The sequence below is a fragment of the Pseudomonas sp. MOIL14HWK12:I2 genome, assembly GCF_000510745.1.
Classification (GTDB): domain Bacteria; phylum Pseudomonadota; class Gammaproteobacteria; order Pseudomonadales; family Pseudomonadaceae; genus Chryseomonas; species Chryseomonas oryzihabitans.
In genome coordinates this window covers 295,529-313,344 of sequence record NZ_KI783313.1, presented here as the reverse complement: position 1 = coordinate 313,344, position 17,816 = coordinate 295,529, and the positions used below count along the sequence as shown (strand labels likewise).

Sequence of the window (17,816 nt, the reverse complement as noted above, 5' to 3'; positions counted from 1 at the left end):
GTCTGTTCTAGGCTCGTTTTGCTACATTTCAGACGGTTTTTAGAGGTGCGTTGCTACAATGTAGCAATCGCAAACGGTCATGTAGCAAATCGAAATGGGGACGATAACGTCACGCCGCCGGAAGGATGGCAGCACGGGCTATACGGCCCAACTCCGCATCATGCGGGATGGAGTTCGAGTCTATCAGGAAAGCCAGACTTTCGACCGGAAGCAGACCGCGCAGGCTTGGCTGAAAAAGCGAGAAACTGAGCTCGCGCAGCCAGGGGCTCTGGAGCGTGCGAAGCGGAAGGGGTCGACCGTCCAGCAGATGATCGCCCGCTATGTGGAGCAGTTCGGTACCACGCTCGGCCGGACCAAGGAGGCCACGTTGAAAGCCATTGGCGAGACGTGGCTCGGTGACCTGGAGGACCGCGAGCTCAGCAGCCAGCGTCTGGTGGAATATGGTCAGTGGCGCATGGGCCCCGAAGGTGGTGGTGTACAGGCGCAGACGGTAGGCAACGACCTTTCGCACCTGGCGGCCGTACTGTCGATCGCTCGGCCGGCATGGGGCTATGAGATTGATCCGCATGCCATGGCCGATGCCCGGCGGGTGCTCAAGAAAATGGGCATGATCAGCAAGAGCAAGGAGCGCGATCGGCGTCCCGAGCCCCAGGAGCTGGACCTGCTGCTGAAGCACTTCTTCGAGATGCAGCGGCGCCGGCCGGCGTCGATCAACATGCCCAAGGTAATCGCCTTCGCCATCTTCTCCACCCGCCGCCAGGAAGAAATCACTCGGATTCGATGGGACGACGTGGACGAGCGCCGGCAGGCGGTGCTGGTGCGCGACATGAAGAACCCGGGGCAGAAGATCGGCAACCACGTCTGGTGCCACCTCCCAGAAGAGGCCTGGGCCATCCTGCAGTCGATGCCGCGGGAGTGCGAGCGGATCTTCCCCTACAACGGTGACTCCATCTCGGCGTCGTTCACCAAGGCCTGCCAGTTTCTCGGCCTGCAGGATCTGCGCTTCCACGACCTGCGGCATGACGGCGTCAGCCGGCTATTCGAGATGGACTGGGACATTCCGCGCGTGGCCAGCGTGTCGGGCCATCGGGACTGGAATTCGATGCGGCGCTATACGCACCTGAAAGGCCAGGGCGATCCCTATGCGGGATGGCCCTGGCTGGAGAGGATCATCGCGGCGCCAGTGGTGCTCGGCGCACGCGTGCCGCGCTAGCTCGCCCGGTTGTGCAGTTTGTCGTTCTCGCGGACAGCCCGCTCACGCTGCACGTCCAGGTAACGAGCCAGGTCCGTCAGGTGCACGCCCTGGGCGGCTTTCTGGCTGTTCTCGATCCGCACCAGCGGCAGGTCGATGACGCCGGCCACGATCTTGCTGCGCAGCTTGGCGGGCGTCAGATGGCTGAAGTAGTCAGCGCAAAGACGCTCCAGCGGGATGACCGCTGCGCCTTGGTACTGAGCCATGAGTAGGAACGTCGTGTTCAATGGGCGCCTCCAGTGCGGTCCAGGGTCTGGTTGATGACGCTGGCGTCCTGGTCCGTGAGCGCGCCGAGCGTGTTGGCCATGCTGGCCAGGGCCAGCAGGTGGATGCGATCGTCCAGGGCGTTGCTGACCTGGTAGCGGATCAGCGCCTCGCCAAGCAGCGCGGTGGCCCGGCACCGGCGGACGAGGGTCGGATGGAGCGTGATAGGCTGTTGGGTGGTGCTGCTCTGAGTCATTGGCATGATGAATCTCCAGGGGTGGTGGCAGGGCCTGGGGGAGTTACCGCTCTCCCGGGCCTTTTCGTTTCTGGTGTCTGTCAGCGGGTTCTGCTGGCCTTGTCGGCAGGTTGGTAGTGGGGGTTGCTGAAGACCCAGCAGCGAACCTTGCTGGGCCGGTTGTCGAGCGGGGCGGCGGCACGCTGCAGCTCGCGAATGCGGCTGTCGACGGCCTTGTTGTCGAGGTAGCGGAACTGGCGGGAATCCTTGAGCAGCTCGCGCAGGGTGCTCATGTCAGCCAGGCGCTGACGGTGCTCAGCGGCGCGCTCGATGAATTCGTTGAGGTTGATGGCCACCTCAGCCGGGTTCTTGCTGTGGTTGACGACCGGGTGCTCGCTGAGCGACTGCAGGTAGTCGTAGACCTGCCAGAACTCAGTCACCACCGGGTTATCCGCGCTGATGGCCGCCTGGCGTTCCAGGGCGATGCGGACCATGGTGCGCTGAGTTTGGCGGACCATGTCCTCGGGGATGGCGACCACCAGGGCGAGGCAGTCGAGCAGGGCCAGGAACATGGCGTGGTTCTTCACGATCCGCTCGATGCGCAGGTGGCCGACCAGATCGCTCTGGCAGCTGCTGCAGCGATGGCTGTCGCCGCTCAGGCGGGTGCCGCAGCAGAAGCAGGTGTCGCCCAGGCGGCGGAGCTTGGCCTCGTAGCGCGGGAAGAGCTCGTGGAAGCGGGCCAGGACCTCGGCCTCCTTGCGGGTGGCCAGCAGCAGGAAGTGGCTCAGGGCCTCGCCATCCATGCGGCTCAGCGTATCGGCCGCGGCCCGGCTCTCGTCGGTCAACACCGGGCGGGTGAAGTGGAGCTTTACAATCCGGGTGAGGATGGCCTCGGAGGCGCTGACTGGGGCGTTCTGGCTGATGGCGATGGTGCCGCGGAACGGGGGCTCGTAGGTCTCGTTGCCCGCGGTCTTCATGCCGCGGGTGCGCAGGGTGCCGCCGCCGAAGAAGTCCTTCAGTTCGTCCCAGTCGAAGCTCTTGGCGTGGGCCTTCTCCGGATCGTTGCGATCGCCCTCGATCAGGACGATGGGCATGCCGGCGACCTGGCCCATTGCGCGGCTGCGGCCAGCGGTTGAGGACTTGGACGGGTCGAAGCCTTCGTAGCCGGCGCGGCCGAACAGCTTCCAGAGGAAGGTCAGCAGGGTGGTCTTACCGGCGCCGGCCTCGCCGGTGGCTTCCAGGAAGGGGAAGGATTGGTAACGGGCGCGGATCTGCTCGGCGAACAGCGAGCCGAACCAGAAGGTGAGGGCGGTCAGGCCGTTGGCGCCGAAGCAGGTCCAGAGCAGTGGCAGCCAGTCACTGCGGTAGTCGCCGGCGGCGGGGTTGGGCTTCAGGCCGATGGTCTTCTGCAGGGTCTTGAGGCGCAGCTTGCCGAAGTCGAAGTAGTCCTCGTCGTTGACCTGGTGCAGCTGGCCCTCGCGCACCGCCAGGTCGCCGAAGACATAGCAGCCGTGCTCGCGGCTGTAGCCAACGTAGTCCATGGTCTCCACGGTTTTCAGGCCGAAGAGCTGGTCCTTCATGATCTTGTCCAACTGGGTGCCGCTGCCGGTGAAGACGGCGCCAGCGGCCATGCTGAGCAGGCGCTTCTTGAACTCGCTGGCGGCGGCGACCTGGGCCCCGGTGAAGGTGTTCTTCACCGGGGCGCCGTCGTGGGGAAACTCGACGCGGAAGTAGTACCAGGACTCGTCGGTGACCTCGTTGCGCTGGAAATACAGGGCCTGGGGCGCGCAGTTGGCGATCTCCACCACGTTGCCGGCCAGGCGCATGGCCTTATCGCGCTGCTGCTTGGTGGTCAGCTCGCGGTCTTCGTCGCGCTCGGATTCCTCGATGTGGGTGAGGGCCTTGTTGTACTTGTCCAGGTCGAGCTTGAACCAGTAGAGGCGGCTCTCGAAGGTGAAGTGGAATTCGTGGCGCTCGCGCCATTCGTACATCAGCACCGCCTTTTCCGCGGCGGTGTCGGCCAGCAGCAGGGCACCGTGGTACCGCGCCTCCTTGAGGTCCTGATCGCGGCGCTCCTCGCGCTTCGCCTCGTCCGGCTCGAAGGCCCAGCGCTGGTGCAGGTCGTTCCAGTCGACCTTGCGGCTGCCCGGTTGCGGGATCTGCGCGGCCTCGCACTTGAAGCCCAGCTCGCGGGACTGGCGAGCCCAGCGGCGGGTGTAGCGGTGAGCGCCGGGCTCGTTGTCCAGCGCCCAGACCAGTTTCGGCAGCTTGCCTTGGCGGGTGCTGGCCAGGGCCTTGAGCGATTCCTCGGGGTAGGCGTTGCTACTCATGGCCGAGACGGCAGCGATGCCGTGGTGGGTCAGGGCGATGGAGTCGAAGATGCCCTCGACGATCCAGAGCTCCTGAACCGTCTGCAGATCCAGGCTCGGCGGGCACCACCAGACGCCGCGGTAGCTGGCCCCCGGCTGGAAGCGGGCCTTCTGTTTGCCGAAGCGCGAGGGTCGATCGATCAGCCGTTCCCAATAGCCGCCCTTGGCCAGCGGGAAGCGCACGGTGGCCGAGCCGAGGCCCTGGGTGCGATCCCAGTAGTTTTCCTGGCTGTACCAGCCCTTGATCAGACTCAGGTCGAAGCCGCGGGCGAACTGGAGGTAGCCGTCAGCGCTGGCAGGCGGCGCGTCGCTGGTGGGCTTGAAGCGCTCGGACCAGTCCTCGAACAGGTCGCTATAGAGCTCCTTGACGTGCCAGGTCTGGCCGCACTTCGACTCGCGTCCGCATTTGAGCACCCAGGGCGCGCGGTGATCGGTGAACAGCTCGCGCTTGTGGCAGGCCGGGCACTCGCCCTTGCGCATGTAGTTCGTCCCGGCGATGTGCCGCATCCCGAGGTCGCCCTCGAGGCGCTGCAGCACGTCGGCGCGGAGCTGGTGATCCATCGCGTACATGCTCAGCACTCCACCTGGGCGAGCTGAGCGCGGATCTGGGTGGCGGTCTGGTGGGCGGCGAGCATGGACGGGAAGCGGCGCAGGATGGCGGCGCGGCGCTTGTCGGTGTCCTCGATGCGGACATAGCGCGGCTCGTTCCAGTGCTGGTTGACGGTGTAATCGGCGCGGCCCTGGAGCCAGCGGGCGAAGGTTTCAGCGACCGCCGGCGGCAGCTCGATCTGGACGGGAAGGGTGTTCGGCATGGTGGGTCTCGCGGCAAAAAGGCGCAGTTCACCCATACCCACGCAAGGCGGGCATGGATCAGGCAGTCAGGGGGTTAGCGGGTGGCGCGCTGGGTGCCGGGGTCTTCGTCGATCAGGGCGTCGAAGATCTCCTGGACCGGGATGCGGTAGCGCAGGCCGGTGGCCGGGTTGACTAGGACGACGACGTCGCCGGTGCTGGAGTCGATGTCCAGAAAACGATGGCCCTTGAGGGCTTCGAGCTGATCATGGGCGCGGGCCACCAGGCGCTCGGCGGTGTGCTGGGGCACACCCATCAGCTGCAGGTGCTCGGCGGCGCAGGTGAGCAGGGACTGGCTGTGGCCCAGATGCTCGCACTCATGGCGGCGCAGGTAGGTCAGGGCAGCGGCCTGCATGGTGTCGAGGTAGTCAGCGGGGTGGTTGGCGGTAGTCACGATGCGATGTCCTCTCTGGTGGGCTGCTGGGCTTCTTCCTGGTCGTCGAGCAGACCGAGCTGCTGTTCGCGGATGGCGAGATTGCTGGCGTATACCTTCTGCGCCATGGCGTTGAGGTGGCTGGTGCTGGGCGGCAGCTCGCAGGCCGGCGCGTTGGGCAGGCCGCTGGGGCTGGCCAGGTGGGTCAGCTCGGTGTGGGCGTAGAACGACGCGCTGCAGGGCGCGAAGTGACACTGGAATACCTGCTGGCGCAGGAATACGTGGGCGAACCAGCTGGTCCGGCAAACCAGGGGCGCACCGCAGAAGCAGCACCAGAACTGCCCCTTCTTCTGTTTCTTGAACAACGCCATTTCTCTTCCCTGCCGCCTGTAGCGGCTCCGGCTGAGCCGGGTTCTGGCGCTCCGCGCCGACTTCGTGCCCGCCGTCCTGGCAGGCTTTCAGGGTGTGTCTTGTGGCTAGTGCTTGCGGCCGCTGCTTCTCGCCGCATGCAGCGTGATCACCGCCCAGACCTCTTCCTCGCGCGCCGCCAGGTGCCGGCGGTGGGCGCCGAGGATCTGGACGACTTCCTTCTCATCAATGACGCCGTCTTCCAGCGCCTGGCCGATGATCTGGTCCACCAGCCCGCGCTTGACGGCGGTCTTCACGGAGCGGGCGTAGAGATCCAGGTTGTCCAGGTCGCCGACCTCGGCCTGGCGCACGAAGAAGCCGCCGTACTGAGCCGCGAGGTAGTCCACCAAGTAGGTGGTGCCGGTCTCCTGCTCCAGCAGCAGGATCTGCTGGTCATTGAGCGGGCGGCAGCCGGCGGTCTCGTAGGCGTGGTTGTCGAATTTCTTGAGTGGTAGGCCGAGGCGGGCGGCGGCGCATTCACGACCGCCCGGGTAGGCGCAGATCACGGCGCTGATGACTTGGCGGCGGGTCTCTAGGGCAGGGCGTTTCATCTTCCAGTTTCTCTCTGGGCCAGTGGTCCGTACTGTTCTGCCTTAGCGGTGGCTACCTCTCCATCCTTGATGCCCAGCAGTACCGCAGCGCGGTGCGCCATGCCTCTTTTTCCCTTCTTCTTGCCTGCCAGTACCTGGTACACGGTGAAAGCATCAAGGTCATGCTCGCGGCAAAAGTCCGCGATGCTCCTGCCCTCGCGCTCCAAGACCTCGCGTGCTTGTGCCGGCGTGCGTAGCGCTGTCATAGTTCAAATTCGTTCAAATGAGTTAAGTCAGGCGAACTGTATCACTCAAATGAGTTAAGTCAACAGGGTAAGTCTATTCAAATGAGTTCAATCGGCAGCCGGTTGAAGGAGGAGCGCGAGCGCCTCGGCATGTCTCAGGGGGTTTTCGGCGAAATCGGCGGCGTGAAGACAAACGCCCAAGTGAAGTATGAGAAGGATGAGCGGAGTCCTGACGCTCTGTATCTGGAAGCGCTATCCCGCGCAGGTGTGGATGTGTCCTTCGTCATCACGGGACAACGCTCTACTGCCATCAGTGAAGCCTCTGTCGGGCCGCTAGAGGCGGAGATTCTTCTCTACGTCAGAGGTATGTCCGACTACAACAAAGAGTCGGTGCGCCGTATGGCTTTTGCCATGGCTGCGGCGGATGGCAGCCTAGACTCCGATAAGCCCTGAAGGCCTCAAAAAGAAACGCGAAAGCCCAGCCCAGAGCTGGGCTTTTTGGCCTTCGGCGGTTGGCGACCTGCATCACAAAATGTACTGTACTTGCATACAGTAACAAGGAGTGTGCAGTACCTATGGAACAGCTCAAGCAAGCCCCTTTCATGATCTCTGGTCGACAACCCGTGCCTTCGGCCGCCTGTGAATACGAGGCGCAACTGCTGGAGGCTGTAAGGGTGCTATCCCGAGATGATCAGCAACGGGTTTATCTGCTTGTGCTGGACCTGGCCAGGGTCAGCGGGCCACTGATGCGTAAGCGTTCAGCCTCTATGGAAACAGATGTCAGGCTGGGGGCGAAGTGATCCAGACGGGGAGGATACTGCGACTGGTTTCAAGGCACCTCTCTCACCGTCTGAGCTCCACTCGTCGCTTCGTCTGTTGGCCTATTTCTAATAGCGTCTCTTATACTGTTTATACGTACAGTATAAAGGTGCCACCATGGACGCTTTTCAGACACGGGTTCGCAGACTCGCCCAGCTCGCGCTTTCCCAGGCACGGTTGAAGATCACCGGCTTTCAGAGTTCGGCCGAGGATCATGCGCAGCTGCCAATCTCGATCGATGAGGCAATTGGCTGGGGCTCGATTTCAGTAGATTGTGGAAGGCCGCTACCGACCCATAGCAGACCTTCGTCGAGGTCTGCATACGGCCAAAAGAGGAAGCTTAAGTAGTCTAAAGAAGCATGGAGAATCGCAATTATCAAACAACAGTCGTACCGACATCACTACGTGCCCCAGTGGTATCAGAGGGGATTTCTTCTACAGGGTAATACCGCGTTCAAAATACTGGATTTGCGGCCCGAGATTTTCCGCGATGCTAAAGGAGCGATTGTCGGTCAAGCGCGTGCAATTCTAACCAAGGGGCCAGATGCTTGGTTTTTTGAGCGGGATCTATACACCACCCGCGTGCTGGGCGAACCGAATGATGACATCGAAAGATTTCTGTTTGGATCAATAGACAGAACGGGAAAGGAGGCAATTCAGGCGTTACTCGAACGTGACTGGAACAAAGTGCACTTTACATACACCCAAATTTTCGAGTTCCTTGATGCCCTCCGATTGCGCACCCCTAAAGGCCTCCGATTCCTCCAGTCAACACTTGCGACGAAAAATCAGCAAGAACTCATGGTTCGCATGCAGGAAGTTCGCAGGATGCACTGTGTGATGTGGATGGAGGGCGCTATAGAGATTTTTGAAGCTGCCCAGTCAGAGACCAAGTTCATTTTTTCAGATCACCCCGTGACATTTTTCAATCCTCACGTTTTTCCGAAAGATCGTGCCATACCGGAAGGTTTAGACGTTCCCCAGCACTGGTTGGGAACCCAAACCTTAATTCCACTCGATAGCAACCACTTGATGGTAATCACACATAGGGAGTGGGGGCGCAAGCAAGGCGAACTTCGAGCTAGAAGATCACGCACCAATCCAAGGCTTTTTGATAATCCGATAGTTACTTACGATGGAATTCAGAGAGGCAGAAAGCTTTCTGAGAAACAGGTGCGAGAGGTCAACTATATAATTAAAACCCGTGCAGAGCGATACATCGCGAGCTGCAACGAGCAAGACTTGTTCCCCGAACGCCATCTTGAAATTACTCTGTGGAGCAAGCTGGGAAGATTTTTGATGCCTCGAAACTATGCGACAGCGCTTCAGAGCGGTTTCATGACGGTAAAAATGAAGGACGGCTCTTACTATTTTCAAGATGAGTTTGGTCGGCGGCCGAACAGCAAAGCCGAATTTGATAAAGCGGTACAAGACGCTAAATCAATTGAGGAAAATATGAAGAGGGTGCTAGGCGAACGGTATAGCGGGAAAGAGTGAGAGGCTGCTTTCGGGTAAATAATTGATGAGGCGGGATCGCGCTCCGAGACAATTTTCGAGTTGTGTGGAGGTGCTGAAAAGATTCAAAAAGAACAAGCTTGTGTGGCTAAGCACGCGATGCCATGCTTGCGCTATCTGTGGAATTCTCCGCGTGCCTAAAGGCCCAGACGGCGCTTCTGCTCATCTGATAGCGGGTTTTCGACTGCATCTTTATAAGCCGCTTGGCATTTATCCCAAAATGCCCGATGAAACCATCTTAAAGCCTCTCCCGAAATCGGTAGTAATTTAGTCCAAAACCTATACCGAACCGCGCCTAGGCTGATTGAGCTAATGAAACGTGTAGGCCGTCTAGTCATCGAGTCTAGGGGGACGATTAGCCCCCCATGGGCTGCATACTTATGTTCACCGTACACTTCCCGGAAATCGAGATAGGTTGGATCCGAATCAATACTAAGACAAACAACATTACGGTCAACGTCACCAATGGCAAACCGACTGACATCCAACGGTCGAGGGCCGGAGGACTCCGCGACATGGCAGCATAACAGCTTTGAAAAATAGCGGAACACATTGAGATAGGCTTCGCTACCGATCTCATACTGGGGTAGGTCGAAAACTGAAGACGGATCCTCGCCTTTCAGGCAACGCTCTGATACCAGCGCATGAAACCTGTCGAACTCTCTATCGGCTGCTTGTGTTCTCGCTCCATTACACGTCGAGCACATCCGGGCGGTGAAGTGAAAAGCTTCGGATTTTGGGCCTTGCGCGGGACGTACAATGCTCTCGCCATCAAAAATTCCGATGACCATGCGATCGTTTCCGAAGATTTTTCGCAAGGCAGATGCTTTGATCTTGTGTTCACCAGTTAGCGACTCACCAGATCCACACAAGCAACACATCTTCGCCTGATACGACTCAAAGAATACTCCCACCTAGGTCTCCTTCGAAAACGAGAGTAAATGACGTTAGCACTTCGCGGCCAACGGCATCTACGCTTCATCAGTCGGACAGTCATTTTTGGCCACATGCCGCCCGGTGCGAAGGTCAGCTATGGGTCGACAGCGGCCATTTGCATCGGATCTCGCCGACCAGGTTGGCGACTAAGTCCTCAGGCAGCTTGGCCTCCAGCTCTAGCCGGGTGGTGTAGCCGCCTTCCGCGGTGAGGTTTTGCTGCACGTTCCGCCCGTACCAGATGATGGCGTCGATCTCAGCCTTCACGTCCTGCAGGGGGTAGGTCAGCTCAGGCATGAGCTCAGGCCGGCCCAAGGCGAGCTGGTAGGTGAGGATGGAGGTACCGCGCCGCAGGCGGTTCCACGTGGCTAGGTATTTAGAGAGCCCGTGCCTAGGCCTTCTATGCCATCCCATGGGCGCGAACACTGACGCCTGGCCCATAGCCCTCATAGACGGCTACCTGCGATACATCGCAGTCTGGATAGATCCACTTGGCCCAGTTTGCTATTACCCAGTCCTTGCTCAGCCCACACGTACCATGGTTGCTCTCGGCAGGTAGACGGAGCAGGGTCAAGCCAGCTTTATAGCCGGTGGTAACCATCAACCCAAAACGGCGGTCTTCTTCCAGCGTCTCAAAAACCATGAAATCTACCGTTTCTTCGTACGGGTATTTCCCTGGAACCCTAAACACGCTTCCACGCTGAAAAGCATCGCTAATGCAATCTATAAGCTTGATCACTGGCTTCCATTCCGTCCTGCGGACTAGGGAGTGTGCCTCATAGGATGTGCCGCAACCTAGGTGGCCCGAACAGCCGAGAAGCTCCAGGAGCAGGGGCGCTGTGCACCATGCTGCTGGTGAGCGTGCAAACCGGCCAGCACGAACCCGAGGAACGCCGTTACCACCGCAGCCTGGGCATCCAGCTCGCGCATCCGAACGATACCCGCATCCTGGTGCAGTCCGCCCTGGCCGGCTTGGACCCCATCTATCGCGAGGGCTACGCCTATTCGAAGTGCGCGGTGGTGCTGGGCAGCATCGTGCAGACGGACGAGTTCACGCCGGATCTCTCCGCCCCGGCCGGGCAGGGGCAGCCCAGCGAGCTGATGCAGGTGGTGGACCGGATCAATGCCCGGTACGGGCAGGCGGCGCTGCACGTGGGGCGGATGCCTGCCGATCCGGGGTGGCAGATGCGGCGGGAGCTGCTGTCGCGGGGGTATACGACGCGGTGGGGGGAGCTGCCGCGGGCGGGATGATAGGTATGCTGAATCATCGATGCCTTATAAGCTAGATAATCAGATTATCATGCATAGGCTTTAATTAGTTTATCAATGCTTTTTCTTTCGAAAAAACCGCACTCCCGATATGGTTTTAGTATGGGCCATTCCATATGGTTTTCAGCTATACATATTATGTAGTTTAAATGTGTTGGTATAAGTCTATTTAAAATGGATATATACTTTTCGGACGAGCCTTCAGGTGCGTTATTTTTTATGAAGTCGTAAAGGATAGAGAAATTTTTTATAACATTGAAGCAGATGTCGTTGTGGTCGGAATCAAGGTGGGCGAATAGCTCGCCAGGATCCATTCCTCTCGATTTTAAAAATTGAAAATTCTTTTCAATTTCCTCGAAGGCTTTTGATCCTTTGATCGACCGTCCATTTTTTACTATTTCAGTGCTGGAAAAGTCATTTAGACACATGTTGACGATATTGAAAAATGAGGTTTCAAATATCTGAATAGCTGCAGTTTTTGTTTGTTGACGTAGCGCCTCTCTAGCCTCTTTGCTTTCCTCTCTTGCAAGTTTTGCTGCGTGGGATTGGACCACAAATGTTTCGACCAATACAATTGTCGAGATAAAAGTTAGTATTGGATTTATATTTCCGCCGATAAAGTCGCCGAGCGGCCCAAGTTCAGATGGCTCAGGTATGTGTGGGTTTAGGATAAAATAAAAGCTATATGCGGCAATAATTAGGGTTAGTATTGCCGCTATGAAAATAGACTTAGTCATCTATCGATGATACGTCGTGCAGGAAGAAAAATTTAGTCATCCCATTATTTAACGTGACTCTGGTGACTTCGACTCTAACTGGCTCGAATCGCCCTGCCGCTACTCCGTAAAGGCTTCTGGCTAGCTCTCTTTTCTTGTCAGTTCTGAGTGGGTTTGCAGGAACAAAACTGAAGGACTCATCATCTAGGCCGGCAATGAGACGTCCAGTTGCTGTGCGGCCATTAAAGCGACTTATACCCACAATAAGGGTTTCCCTTTCGTCGCTCATTATTTCCTCTTCGAGATAAGAGAGGGTCTGCTGGTTGAAAGTCGCTATAGGCGTTTGGGCAGCATAGAGAGTTGCCTTGTAGCCTTGGTTTTTGATGGGCGCGTGCACATCTTTTAGCGATGTTGAGATTCGATGGCTAATATCTTCGCTAAAATACATATCAGCGAAATTTCTGATGGCGGTTCGCCTGGTCAGATCGATATTGTTTCCTATAACTTCATTTATGGATTTTTTGAGAATTTCAATATAGCTTCGAGGGGTTATTTCGTTGATTCTTCTTATTGTTCTTTCAGTGTTGAATATAACTTTGAAGCGCTGCTTGAAAGATCCTTCGAAGCTTGTTTTGAATTCATTCTTGAAACCCTTTGCAGCTGTGGTTTTTTTTATAAAATGCTTGTTTACAATTCCGTGGGTTGCAATGGCTATTACTTCTGAAAGACCTTGCATGGATTTTGATCCATGATACATGTCAAGGCCATCAAATTCTTCAACTTCGGAGTCATATTTTATTGAAAAATCGAATTCCATTTCGTATCTCTTCTAATATCCGTATCTATGGGTAGGAAGCAGTGCCTATATGCATGTAGACGCGCAGTGCTTCCTTGCTAGGGTCATAAGATGACAGGCGAATGTGAGCTGGTCAACATTCTTGCTGTGATATGAAAATGCCTCTATTGGGTCATTTTGAGTTCCCGCTCAACTGCCCGCCTCGCCGCCGTTTTGGCTACGTAAACATGAGCAATCTCACTGCTTGTTTTGGTGGGTTGAAAGGCCGTCGATCAGATAGAACGCTAATTGACCCGCGCAGCGAGTGCTTCGGCGCTCTCCTAGGGCTCGGAGTAGCGATCAACCAGGTAGGCGTCCCGGCCTCTGGTGAGAAGGGTGAATTTCATCAACTCCTCCATGACATCTATCACCCAGTCGTAGTAGCCGAGGGCTTCATGCGTTCCGCTTCACGGGCGGTCTAGGTTTAGGCTGAGTGACTTTCCTGCAGCCGCTTCCACTCCCGCTCCACTGCCCGCTTCGCCGTCGCCTTCGTGGCATACAGATGCCGCAGCCGCCGCGGCTTACTCTGGTCGCCCTCGCTGAGGGTATGCTCCTTGCCGGTCTTGGGATCGCGGTAGTAGGCGATGATGCCGGTGAAGTCGCTCTGGATCTCGTCGACCAGGTCGGCGACCAGGTCCTCCGGCAGCTTGGCTTCCAGCTCCAGGCGCGTGGTGTAGCCGCCGTTGGCCGTGAGACTGTGCTGGACGTTCCCCCCGTACCAGATGATGGCGTCGATCTCGGCCTTCACGCCCTGGAGGGTGTAGGTGAGTTCGGGCATGAGCTCCGGGCGGCCGAGCGCGAGCTGGTAGGTGAGGGTGGCAGTACCGCGCTGCAGGCGGTTCCACTCGGCCCGGGCGGCGCGCAGCGCGGAGAGCTGGTCGGTGTAGGTGTGGCGCAGGTCCTTCACGTTCTCGCCGCCACCGGCAATGGCCTCCTGTTTCTTGGCGCTGTTGACGTCGTAGTAGAAGGCACGCACGGCGTCGTAGCTCTCGCGATCGGCCTGGAGGTAGTTGTGCTGGTCGCCGTCCTTGCGAGTGAGGGTGACGTGGCCCAGGTCGGCGCCGCTCACGGCCTTGCCGCCGCCGGCCGGGAGGAACAGCAGCCGGCCAGCCTTCACGGTGGCCACCGCGTCGTAGTCCTCGCCCAGGCGGGTCAGGAGGTTGGCGTCCGATTCGCCGGTCTGGTCCAGCTGCAGGACGGGCTGCGCCTCAAGGTCGGGCGCGATGAGCGGGGTGAGGCCCTGGCGTGCGGCCAGGACGCGCAGCACGGCGCCGAGGGTGGTGGCGCTGTAGCTCTGGTCCCGCTTGGTCTTGAGGCCCTTGCGCAGGTCGGCGCTGCGGGCGCGGATGCTGAGCACATCTGGGGCGCCGCTGTGCTCGGTCTCGTCGACGATGTAGCTGCCCTTGTCGATCAGGCCGGTGGTGGACCAGCCCAGCCAGAGGCGGATTTTGGCGCCCCGGGGCGGGATGGCCAGCAGGCCGTCATGGTCGGACAGCACCAGGCTCAACTGGTCGGCCTCGAGGCCGCGGTTGTCCGTTAGATCCAGGCTGATCAGCCGCGGCGCGATGAGGGCGCTGATGTCCTTGCCGTCGACCAGGATCTGGTAGCGCGCCTGGGCATAGGTGGCGCCCTGCACCAGGTCGCGGCCGAGGGTGCGCAGCTGTCCGTAGGCGGTGTCGAGCAGCTCCTGGATCACAACAGTTTCCTCAGCAGGGTGCCCATGCCGGCCATGCCGGCGCCGAGCAGCTCGCGGCCGGTGTCGTCGTCGACGCGCTTGAGGGCGATGCTGAATTCGATGCGTCGCGGGGTGCCGTCCGAGAAGAAGAGCGTCTTGGTCTCCGTGATGCTCTCGATGACCCAGAGGCCATAGATCCGCCCGCTGCCCTCGATCAGCGGCCATGCGCCGCCGGTACCGGCCATGTAGCGCAGCACGTCCAGGCTGCTGGGCGTGCCTGCAAGCTCCGGGGCGAGCCAGCCGGGCAGGGTGATGCTGTCGTCGCCCTTGCCCAGAAATTGGCGCGCCGGCGCGGCGCCCACGCGGGAGCTGCTGGCGTGGCGGTAGTCGGTCTGCCGCTGGAGCTCCTGGTAGGCGAGGGTGTAGAGGCTGAAGATGAAATTGCCGAGGGCCATCATCATGGTCGTCAGGTCCTGTCTCTGAGGCTGCTGCGGCCGCGGGCGGCTTTCTCTGCCTGCAGGCGGGCCAGCTCGGCACGGACCTGACGGGCGATGGCCTGCAGATCCTGCGCAGGAGCGGCGTGGATATGGATTTCGTAATGGTCACCTGCTGCGGGCGCTGGAGGCGGCGCTGGCAGCAACGCGGGCCGGCTATCGAAGGCGATCGGCTCGCGCTCTGGCTGCTGCAGCGTGGCCTGGCGTACCGCATCGATCTGCGTTCCCTGCGGTGATGTGTCCTTGGCGATCGCCGGGACAGCGGCTGCTGCCGACTGCAGGATGGCTTGGCGTACTGACTCGATTTGCCGCTGGAGCGGTATGGTGTCGCCGGCCGGCTGGGCCAGCGCGATGGTTGCCGGCTGCTGGGTGACTTGGCGTACCGCCTCCATCTGTTGCTGCTGGGCAGATGGCAGTGGCTGGGCGGCTGCCATCTGCGGAGCACTGCCGAGGGCAAGCGCCGCCGTTGCCGTAGCTGCAATACGCTTGGCAGTGTCGGCAATCTGGCCCAAAGGGCTGCCTTCGCCTTTGCCCATGCCGACCGCCAGGCCCTGCATGGTGTATTCGCCTAGGGCGGCGAAGACGCGGGAGGGCGAGTGGATGTCCAGCTTCTCCTTGAAGAAGTTGATCGCACTCTGGCCGGCGCCCATCACGGCATCTTTCACCGCGCCCAGGCGGCCGGTGATGCCGCGGACGAGGCCGTCCATGATCATGCCGCCCAGTTCGGTGAATTTGGCCGGGAGGTCGAAGCCGAAATAATTCAGCACGGCAGCGAAGGCCTGGTAGAAGAGCCCGACCGGCGAGAAGTCGAGGATCTGGCGGGCGATGCCGCCGATCCCACCGCTGACGCCCGCTGTGAGGCCATCGAGCAGTACGGCGCCGAGCTCGGTCAGCCGGGTGGGAAGCTCCAGGCCGAAGTAATTCAGCACGGCGGCGAAGGCCCGGTAGAAGAGGCCGATCGGCGAGAAGTCCAGGATTAGCCCAGCGATGCCAGCAATACCACCCGTGGCCCGTGCCTTCATTTCCGCCCATACCCCTGCGAACCACGGACCGATTGTTTTCCAATTGGCGTAGATCAGGGCGCCGGCGGTGACCAGTCCGAACAGGACAGCGCCAATGGGGTTGGCGATCGCTGCCGCACCGATCATGCGAAGGCCAGCCGCTACCAGGGGGAAAGCGCCCTTGCCGAGCTTAAAGAGCAGGCCCAGCAGGCTGGGCAGGCGGATGCCGACCTGAGCAAGCATGAAGCGCAGTGCGAGGAAGGGGCCGAGCACTCCGGCTACGCCCAGGGCGATGGTACCGAAGGCGATCGAAACGGCAGACAGCACCGCGGCCACCTTGACCAGGTTGCCGGCCAGGACTGGATTCTCCCGGGCCCAGGCGCCGGTTTTGCCGGCGAGGCCACCCAGCCAGGTGATGATTTCTTTGAGCTGGGGCGCAACGGCGGCGCCGAAGTCGGCCTGGGCGTTGGTGAAGGCGCCAGTCGCGGCCTCCCAGGTGTTGGAAAGGGTGCCCAGCTGCTCGTTGACGCGCATCTGCAGGTCGGCCTGGGCCTTCATCTTGCTTTGGACTTCCTGGTAGCCGGCCAGGCCCTTGGACATCATGGTGTTGAGCGCGGTGAGTGTCTCCGAGTCATCGCCGAAGACCTGTTTCAGCACGCCCAGGCGGGTCTCGGTGTTGAGCCCCTTGAGCTTGTCCAGTTGGGCGTAGAGCTTCTCCATGCCGCCGAATTCGCCCTTGCCGTCGGTGAAGTCCAGCTTGATGCCCTTGTCCTTTAGGCCCTTGTTGGCCTTGCCGACTTTGTCGGTGTCCATGCCCATCTGGAAGATCTTGCGCAGGGCGTTGCCGGCGGCGCCGCCCTCCATGCCGGTCTGGTCGAGCTGGATCAGCAAGGGGGCCAGGGCGTTGGCTGCCTCAAGGCCTTCCTTTTTGATGATGTCCAGCGCCGGGCTGATCTTGCTGAAGCCTTCCAGCATGTTGTTGGAGTCGACGCCTAGGTAGAAGCCGCGCTGGATGGTGTCCATCAGGCCCATGAGGTCCTTCTCGCTGGTGCGGGTGGCGTCCTGCATCTTGGCGGCGAACTCGGCCGCCTCGGTGACGGGCATCTTGAGCTGGACGCCCAGGTAGGCCGCAGCCTCGCCCATGCCGCCGAGGATGATCTTGGCCGACATCCCTTGGCGCACCAGCATGGTCATCATTTCCTGGAACTCAGCGGTGGTACCGGGCAGGCGATCGCCCAGGCGCGTCGCCAGGTCGGAGATCTCCTTAAATTCCTTGGGGGCGGTGCCGTCGCTCAGCATCAGCGAGGCGCGTAGCTGGGTGGCGGCGTCCTCGGCCGGTGCGAAGGCCTTGATCATGCCCAGCACCGGGCCACCGATCGCGGCGCCGGTAGCGGCGGAGCTGGCCCCGGCCATGGCGGCATTGCCGGCCAGCTCCTGGCCGCGCTTGAGTTTGCCGCGGGCACTGGCCAGCTTCTCCTGGGTGCGATTGAGGCGGTCAAGCTTGCCCCGCTGGGTGTCGATCGCGGCATTGGCGCTGGTGAGTTGCGCCTGCAGCCGAGCCTGGGCGCCGCCGAGGTCGCGGGTATCGACGCCACTGGCGCGCATGATTGGCAGCAGACGCTGCAGCTCGGCGCGCTGGGCGGTGTGCTTGGCCTGCAGCTTGTCGACGGCAGCGGCCGCATTGGCGAAGATCTTCTGGAAGGTGGCGGACGGGGCGTCCATGGCCTTGAGCTGCTCGCGGTAGGAGCGGAGTCTTTCCTGGCCCTTGGCTAGGGCCTCGGCGCTCTGGCGCACGGCCTCGCGTTGGCGCTGGTAGGCACTGATATCCTGCTGCTGCTGGTTCAGCTCCTTGACCCGGTCCCGGGCAGCCTTGAGCGCCCGGGCGGTCGCGTTGCCGCCCCCGGCGATCCGTTTGAGTGGAGCCGTGACCTTGTCCAGGGCGGACAGGAGGACGCGGATCTGCAGGTCATTGGCCATCGGGGGCAACTCGTTTGCGGGCGCGCTCGCGCCAGTCCATCAGTTCGGCCAGGCCCAACTGGTCGAGCTGGGCTGGTTGCCAGTGGAAGGTGATGGCGAGATCCGCCATCGCTTCCT

The 17,816-nt window shown here is 60.4% G+C and carries 21 protein-coding genes and 2 pseudogenes; 5 read left to right on the top strand and 18 right to left on the bottom strand.

All coding sequences use genetic code 11. From position 1 onward, the window contains the following. Window positions 1-94 precede the first annotated feature (94 nt). Window positions 95-1,213 (top strand): site-specific integrase, encoded by a 1,119-nt coding sequence (locus tag PSK12I2_RS0117765; protein ID WP_027599425.1) that lies wholly within the window; start codon window positions 95-97, stop codon window positions 1,211-1,213. Here PSK12I2_RS0117765 and PSK12I2_RS0117760 read toward each other — a convergent pair. The 8 genes from PSK12I2_RS0117760 to PSK12I2_RS0117725 all read right to left on the bottom strand — a co-directional run bounded on the left by PSK12I2_RS0117760 (window position 1,210) and on the right by PSK12I2_RS0117725 (window position 6,486). Further along, window positions 1,210-1,479: a pyocin activator PrtN family protein gene (locus PSK12I2_RS0117760; protein ID WP_027599424.1), complete on the bottom strand. Its 270-nt coding sequence runs from the start codon at window positions 1,477-1,479 to the stop codon at window positions 1,210-1,212. The two genes, PSK12I2_RS0117765 and PSK12I2_RS0117760, sit on opposite strands and share 4 nt — an antisense overlap. After that, entirely contained in the window at window positions 1,476-1,718 is a 243-nt protein-coding gene (locus tag PSK12I2_RS0117755) for a hypothetical protein (protein ID WP_027599423.1), read from the bottom strand. The genes PSK12I2_RS0117760 and PSK12I2_RS0117755 overlap by 4 nt, the downstream gene beginning before the upstream one ends. A 74-nt stretch (window positions 1,719-1,792) precedes the next feature. Beyond that, window positions 1,793-4,630, bottom strand: coding sequence for a toprim domain-containing protein (locus PSK12I2_RS24105; RefSeq protein ID WP_037007831.1), 2,838 nt, complete (start codon window positions 4,628-4,630; stop codon window positions 1,793-1,795). Between the two features lie 2 nt (window positions 4,631-4,632). Beyond that, window positions 4,633-4,872, bottom strand: a complete 240-nt coding sequence (locus PSK12I2_RS0117745; RefSeq protein ID WP_027599422.1) for a hypothetical protein — start codon at window positions 4,870-4,872, stop codon at window positions 4,633-4,635. A gap of 74 nt (window positions 4,873-4,946) precedes the next feature. Then, a complete protein-coding gene (locus tag PSK12I2_RS0117740) occupies window positions 4,947-5,303 on the bottom strand; it encodes a hypothetical protein (RefSeq protein WP_027599421.1) in 357 nt (118 codons plus the stop codon). Continuing rightward, window positions 5,300-5,653 carry a hypothetical protein gene (locus PSK12I2_RS0117735; RefSeq protein WP_027599420.1) on the bottom strand — a complete coding sequence of 118 codons (354 nt, stop codon included), beginning with the start codon at window positions 5,651-5,653 and terminating at the stop codon, window positions 5,300-5,302. Before PSK12I2_RS0117735 ends, PSK12I2_RS0117740 begins: the two co-directional genes overlap by 4 nt. A 105-nt stretch (window positions 5,654-5,758) precedes the next feature. Next, window positions 5,759-6,241 carry a YmfL family putative regulatory protein gene (locus PSK12I2_RS0117730; RefSeq protein WP_027599419.1) on the bottom strand — a complete coding sequence of 161 codons (483 nt, stop codon included), beginning with the start codon at window positions 6,239-6,241 and terminating at the stop codon, window positions 5,759-5,761. Beyond that, the gene (locus tag PSK12I2_RS0117725) at window positions 6,238-6,486 is read right to left on the bottom strand and encodes a hypothetical protein (RefSeq protein WP_027599418.1); all 249 of its coding nucleotides are present in this window, start codon (window positions 6,484-6,486) and stop codon (window positions 6,238-6,240) included. The genes PSK12I2_RS0117730 and PSK12I2_RS0117725 overlap by 4 nt, the downstream gene beginning before the upstream one ends. Window positions 6,487-6,567: 81 nt before the next feature. Between PSK12I2_RS0117725 and PSK12I2_RS0117720 the strand changes: the two genes are divergently transcribed. The 3 genes from PSK12I2_RS0117720 to PSK12I2_RS24100 all read left to right on the top strand — a co-directional run bounded on the left by PSK12I2_RS0117720 (window position 6,568) and on the right by PSK12I2_RS24100 (window position 8,781). Then, on the top strand, window positions 6,568-6,918 hold the full coding sequence (locus tag PSK12I2_RS0117720) for a helix-turn-helix domain-containing protein (protein WP_027599417.1): 351 nt from the start codon (window positions 6,568-6,570) through the stop codon (window positions 6,916-6,918). 122 nt (window positions 6,919-7,040) lie between these two features. After that, the gene (locus PSK12I2_RS0117715) at window positions 7,041-7,265 is read left to right on the top strand and encodes a hypothetical protein (RefSeq protein WP_027599416.1); all 225 of its coding nucleotides are present in this window, start codon (window positions 7,041-7,043) and stop codon (window positions 7,263-7,265) included. Between the two features lie 424 nt (window positions 7,266-7,689). Further along, a complete protein-coding gene (locus PSK12I2_RS24100; protein ID WP_059314907.1) occupies window positions 7,690-8,781 on the top strand; it encodes a DUF4238 domain-containing protein in 1,092 nt (363 codons plus the stop codon). A gap of 155 nt (window positions 8,782-8,936) precedes the next feature. Here PSK12I2_RS24100 and PSK12I2_RS24950 read toward each other — a convergent pair whose 3' ends face one another. The 3 genes and pseudogenes from PSK12I2_RS24950 to imm45 form a co-directional block, all read right to left on the bottom strand. Continuing rightward, entirely contained in the window at window positions 8,937-9,713 is a 777-nt protein-coding gene (locus PSK12I2_RS24950) for a hypothetical protein (protein ID WP_156428950.1), read from the bottom strand. A 148-nt stretch (window positions 9,714-9,861) separates the two neighbouring features. Continuing rightward, window positions 9,862-10,101 (bottom strand): annotated as a pseudogene (locus tag PSK12I2_RS0117710) (phage late control D family protein); the annotation flags it as partial. A gap of 31 nt (window positions 10,102-10,132) precedes the next feature. Further along, complete coding sequence (imm45, locus tag PSK12I2_RS24690; protein WP_256203997.1) at window positions 10,133-10,471, bottom strand: Imm45 family immunity protein; 339 nt, start codon at window positions 10,469-10,471, stop codon at window positions 10,133-10,135. 107 nt (window positions 10,472-10,578) lie between these two features. Here imm45 and PSK12I2_RS24095 point away from each other — a divergent pair, with 107 nt between their 5' ends. Continuing rightward, window positions 10,579-10,983, top strand: a complete 405-nt coding sequence (locus PSK12I2_RS24095) for a DUF4113 domain-containing protein (protein WP_051398751.1) — start codon at window positions 10,579-10,581, stop codon at window positions 10,981-10,983. A gap of 47 nt (window positions 10,984-11,030) precedes the next feature. On the opposite strand, the gene PSK12I2_RS24945 is transcribed toward PSK12I2_RS24095, so the two are convergent. From PSK12I2_RS24945 to PSK12I2_RS24685, 7 genes and pseudogenes are all read right to left on the bottom strand, one after another. Beyond that, window positions 11,031-11,738: a hypothetical protein gene (locus tag PSK12I2_RS24945; protein WP_156428949.1), complete on the bottom strand. Its 708-nt coding sequence runs from the start codon at window positions 11,736-11,738 to the stop codon at window positions 11,031-11,033. After that, window positions 11,731-12,534, bottom strand: a complete 804-nt coding sequence (locus PSK12I2_RS24940) for a hypothetical protein (RefSeq protein WP_156428948.1) — start codon at window positions 12,532-12,534, stop codon at window positions 11,731-11,733. The genes PSK12I2_RS24945 and PSK12I2_RS24940 overlap by 8 nt, the downstream gene beginning before the upstream one ends. Window positions 12,535-12,833: 299 nt before the next feature. Then, window positions 12,834-12,961, bottom strand: a pseudogene (locus tag PSK12I2_RS25310) (arsenical resistance protein ArsH); the annotation flags it as partial. A gap of 15 nt (window positions 12,962-12,976) precedes the next feature. Next, the gene (locus PSK12I2_RS0117700) at window positions 12,977-14,248 is read right to left on the bottom strand and encodes a phage late control D family protein (protein ID WP_027599414.1); all 1,272 of its coding nucleotides are present in this window, start codon (window positions 14,246-14,248) and stop codon (window positions 12,977-12,979) included. Next, window positions 14,245-14,688, bottom strand: coding sequence for a phage tail protein (locus tag PSK12I2_RS0117695; protein ID WP_027599413.1), 444 nt, complete (start codon window positions 14,686-14,688; stop codon window positions 14,245-14,247). Before PSK12I2_RS0117695 ends, PSK12I2_RS0117700 begins: the two co-directional genes overlap by 4 nt. 5 nt (window positions 14,689-14,693) lie before the next feature. Continuing rightward, entirely contained in the window at window positions 14,694-17,699 is a 3,006-nt protein-coding gene (locus tag PSK12I2_RS0117690; protein WP_027599412.1) for a phage tail tape measure protein, read from the bottom strand. Continuing rightward, window positions 17,689-17,808 carry a GpE family phage tail protein gene (locus PSK12I2_RS24685; protein WP_027599411.1) on the bottom strand — a complete coding sequence of 40 codons (120 nt, stop codon included), beginning with the start codon at window positions 17,806-17,808 and terminating at the stop codon, window positions 17,689-17,691. Before PSK12I2_RS24685 ends, PSK12I2_RS0117690 begins: the two co-directional genes overlap by 11 nt. Between the last annotated feature and the right edge of the window lie 8 nt (window positions 17,809-17,816).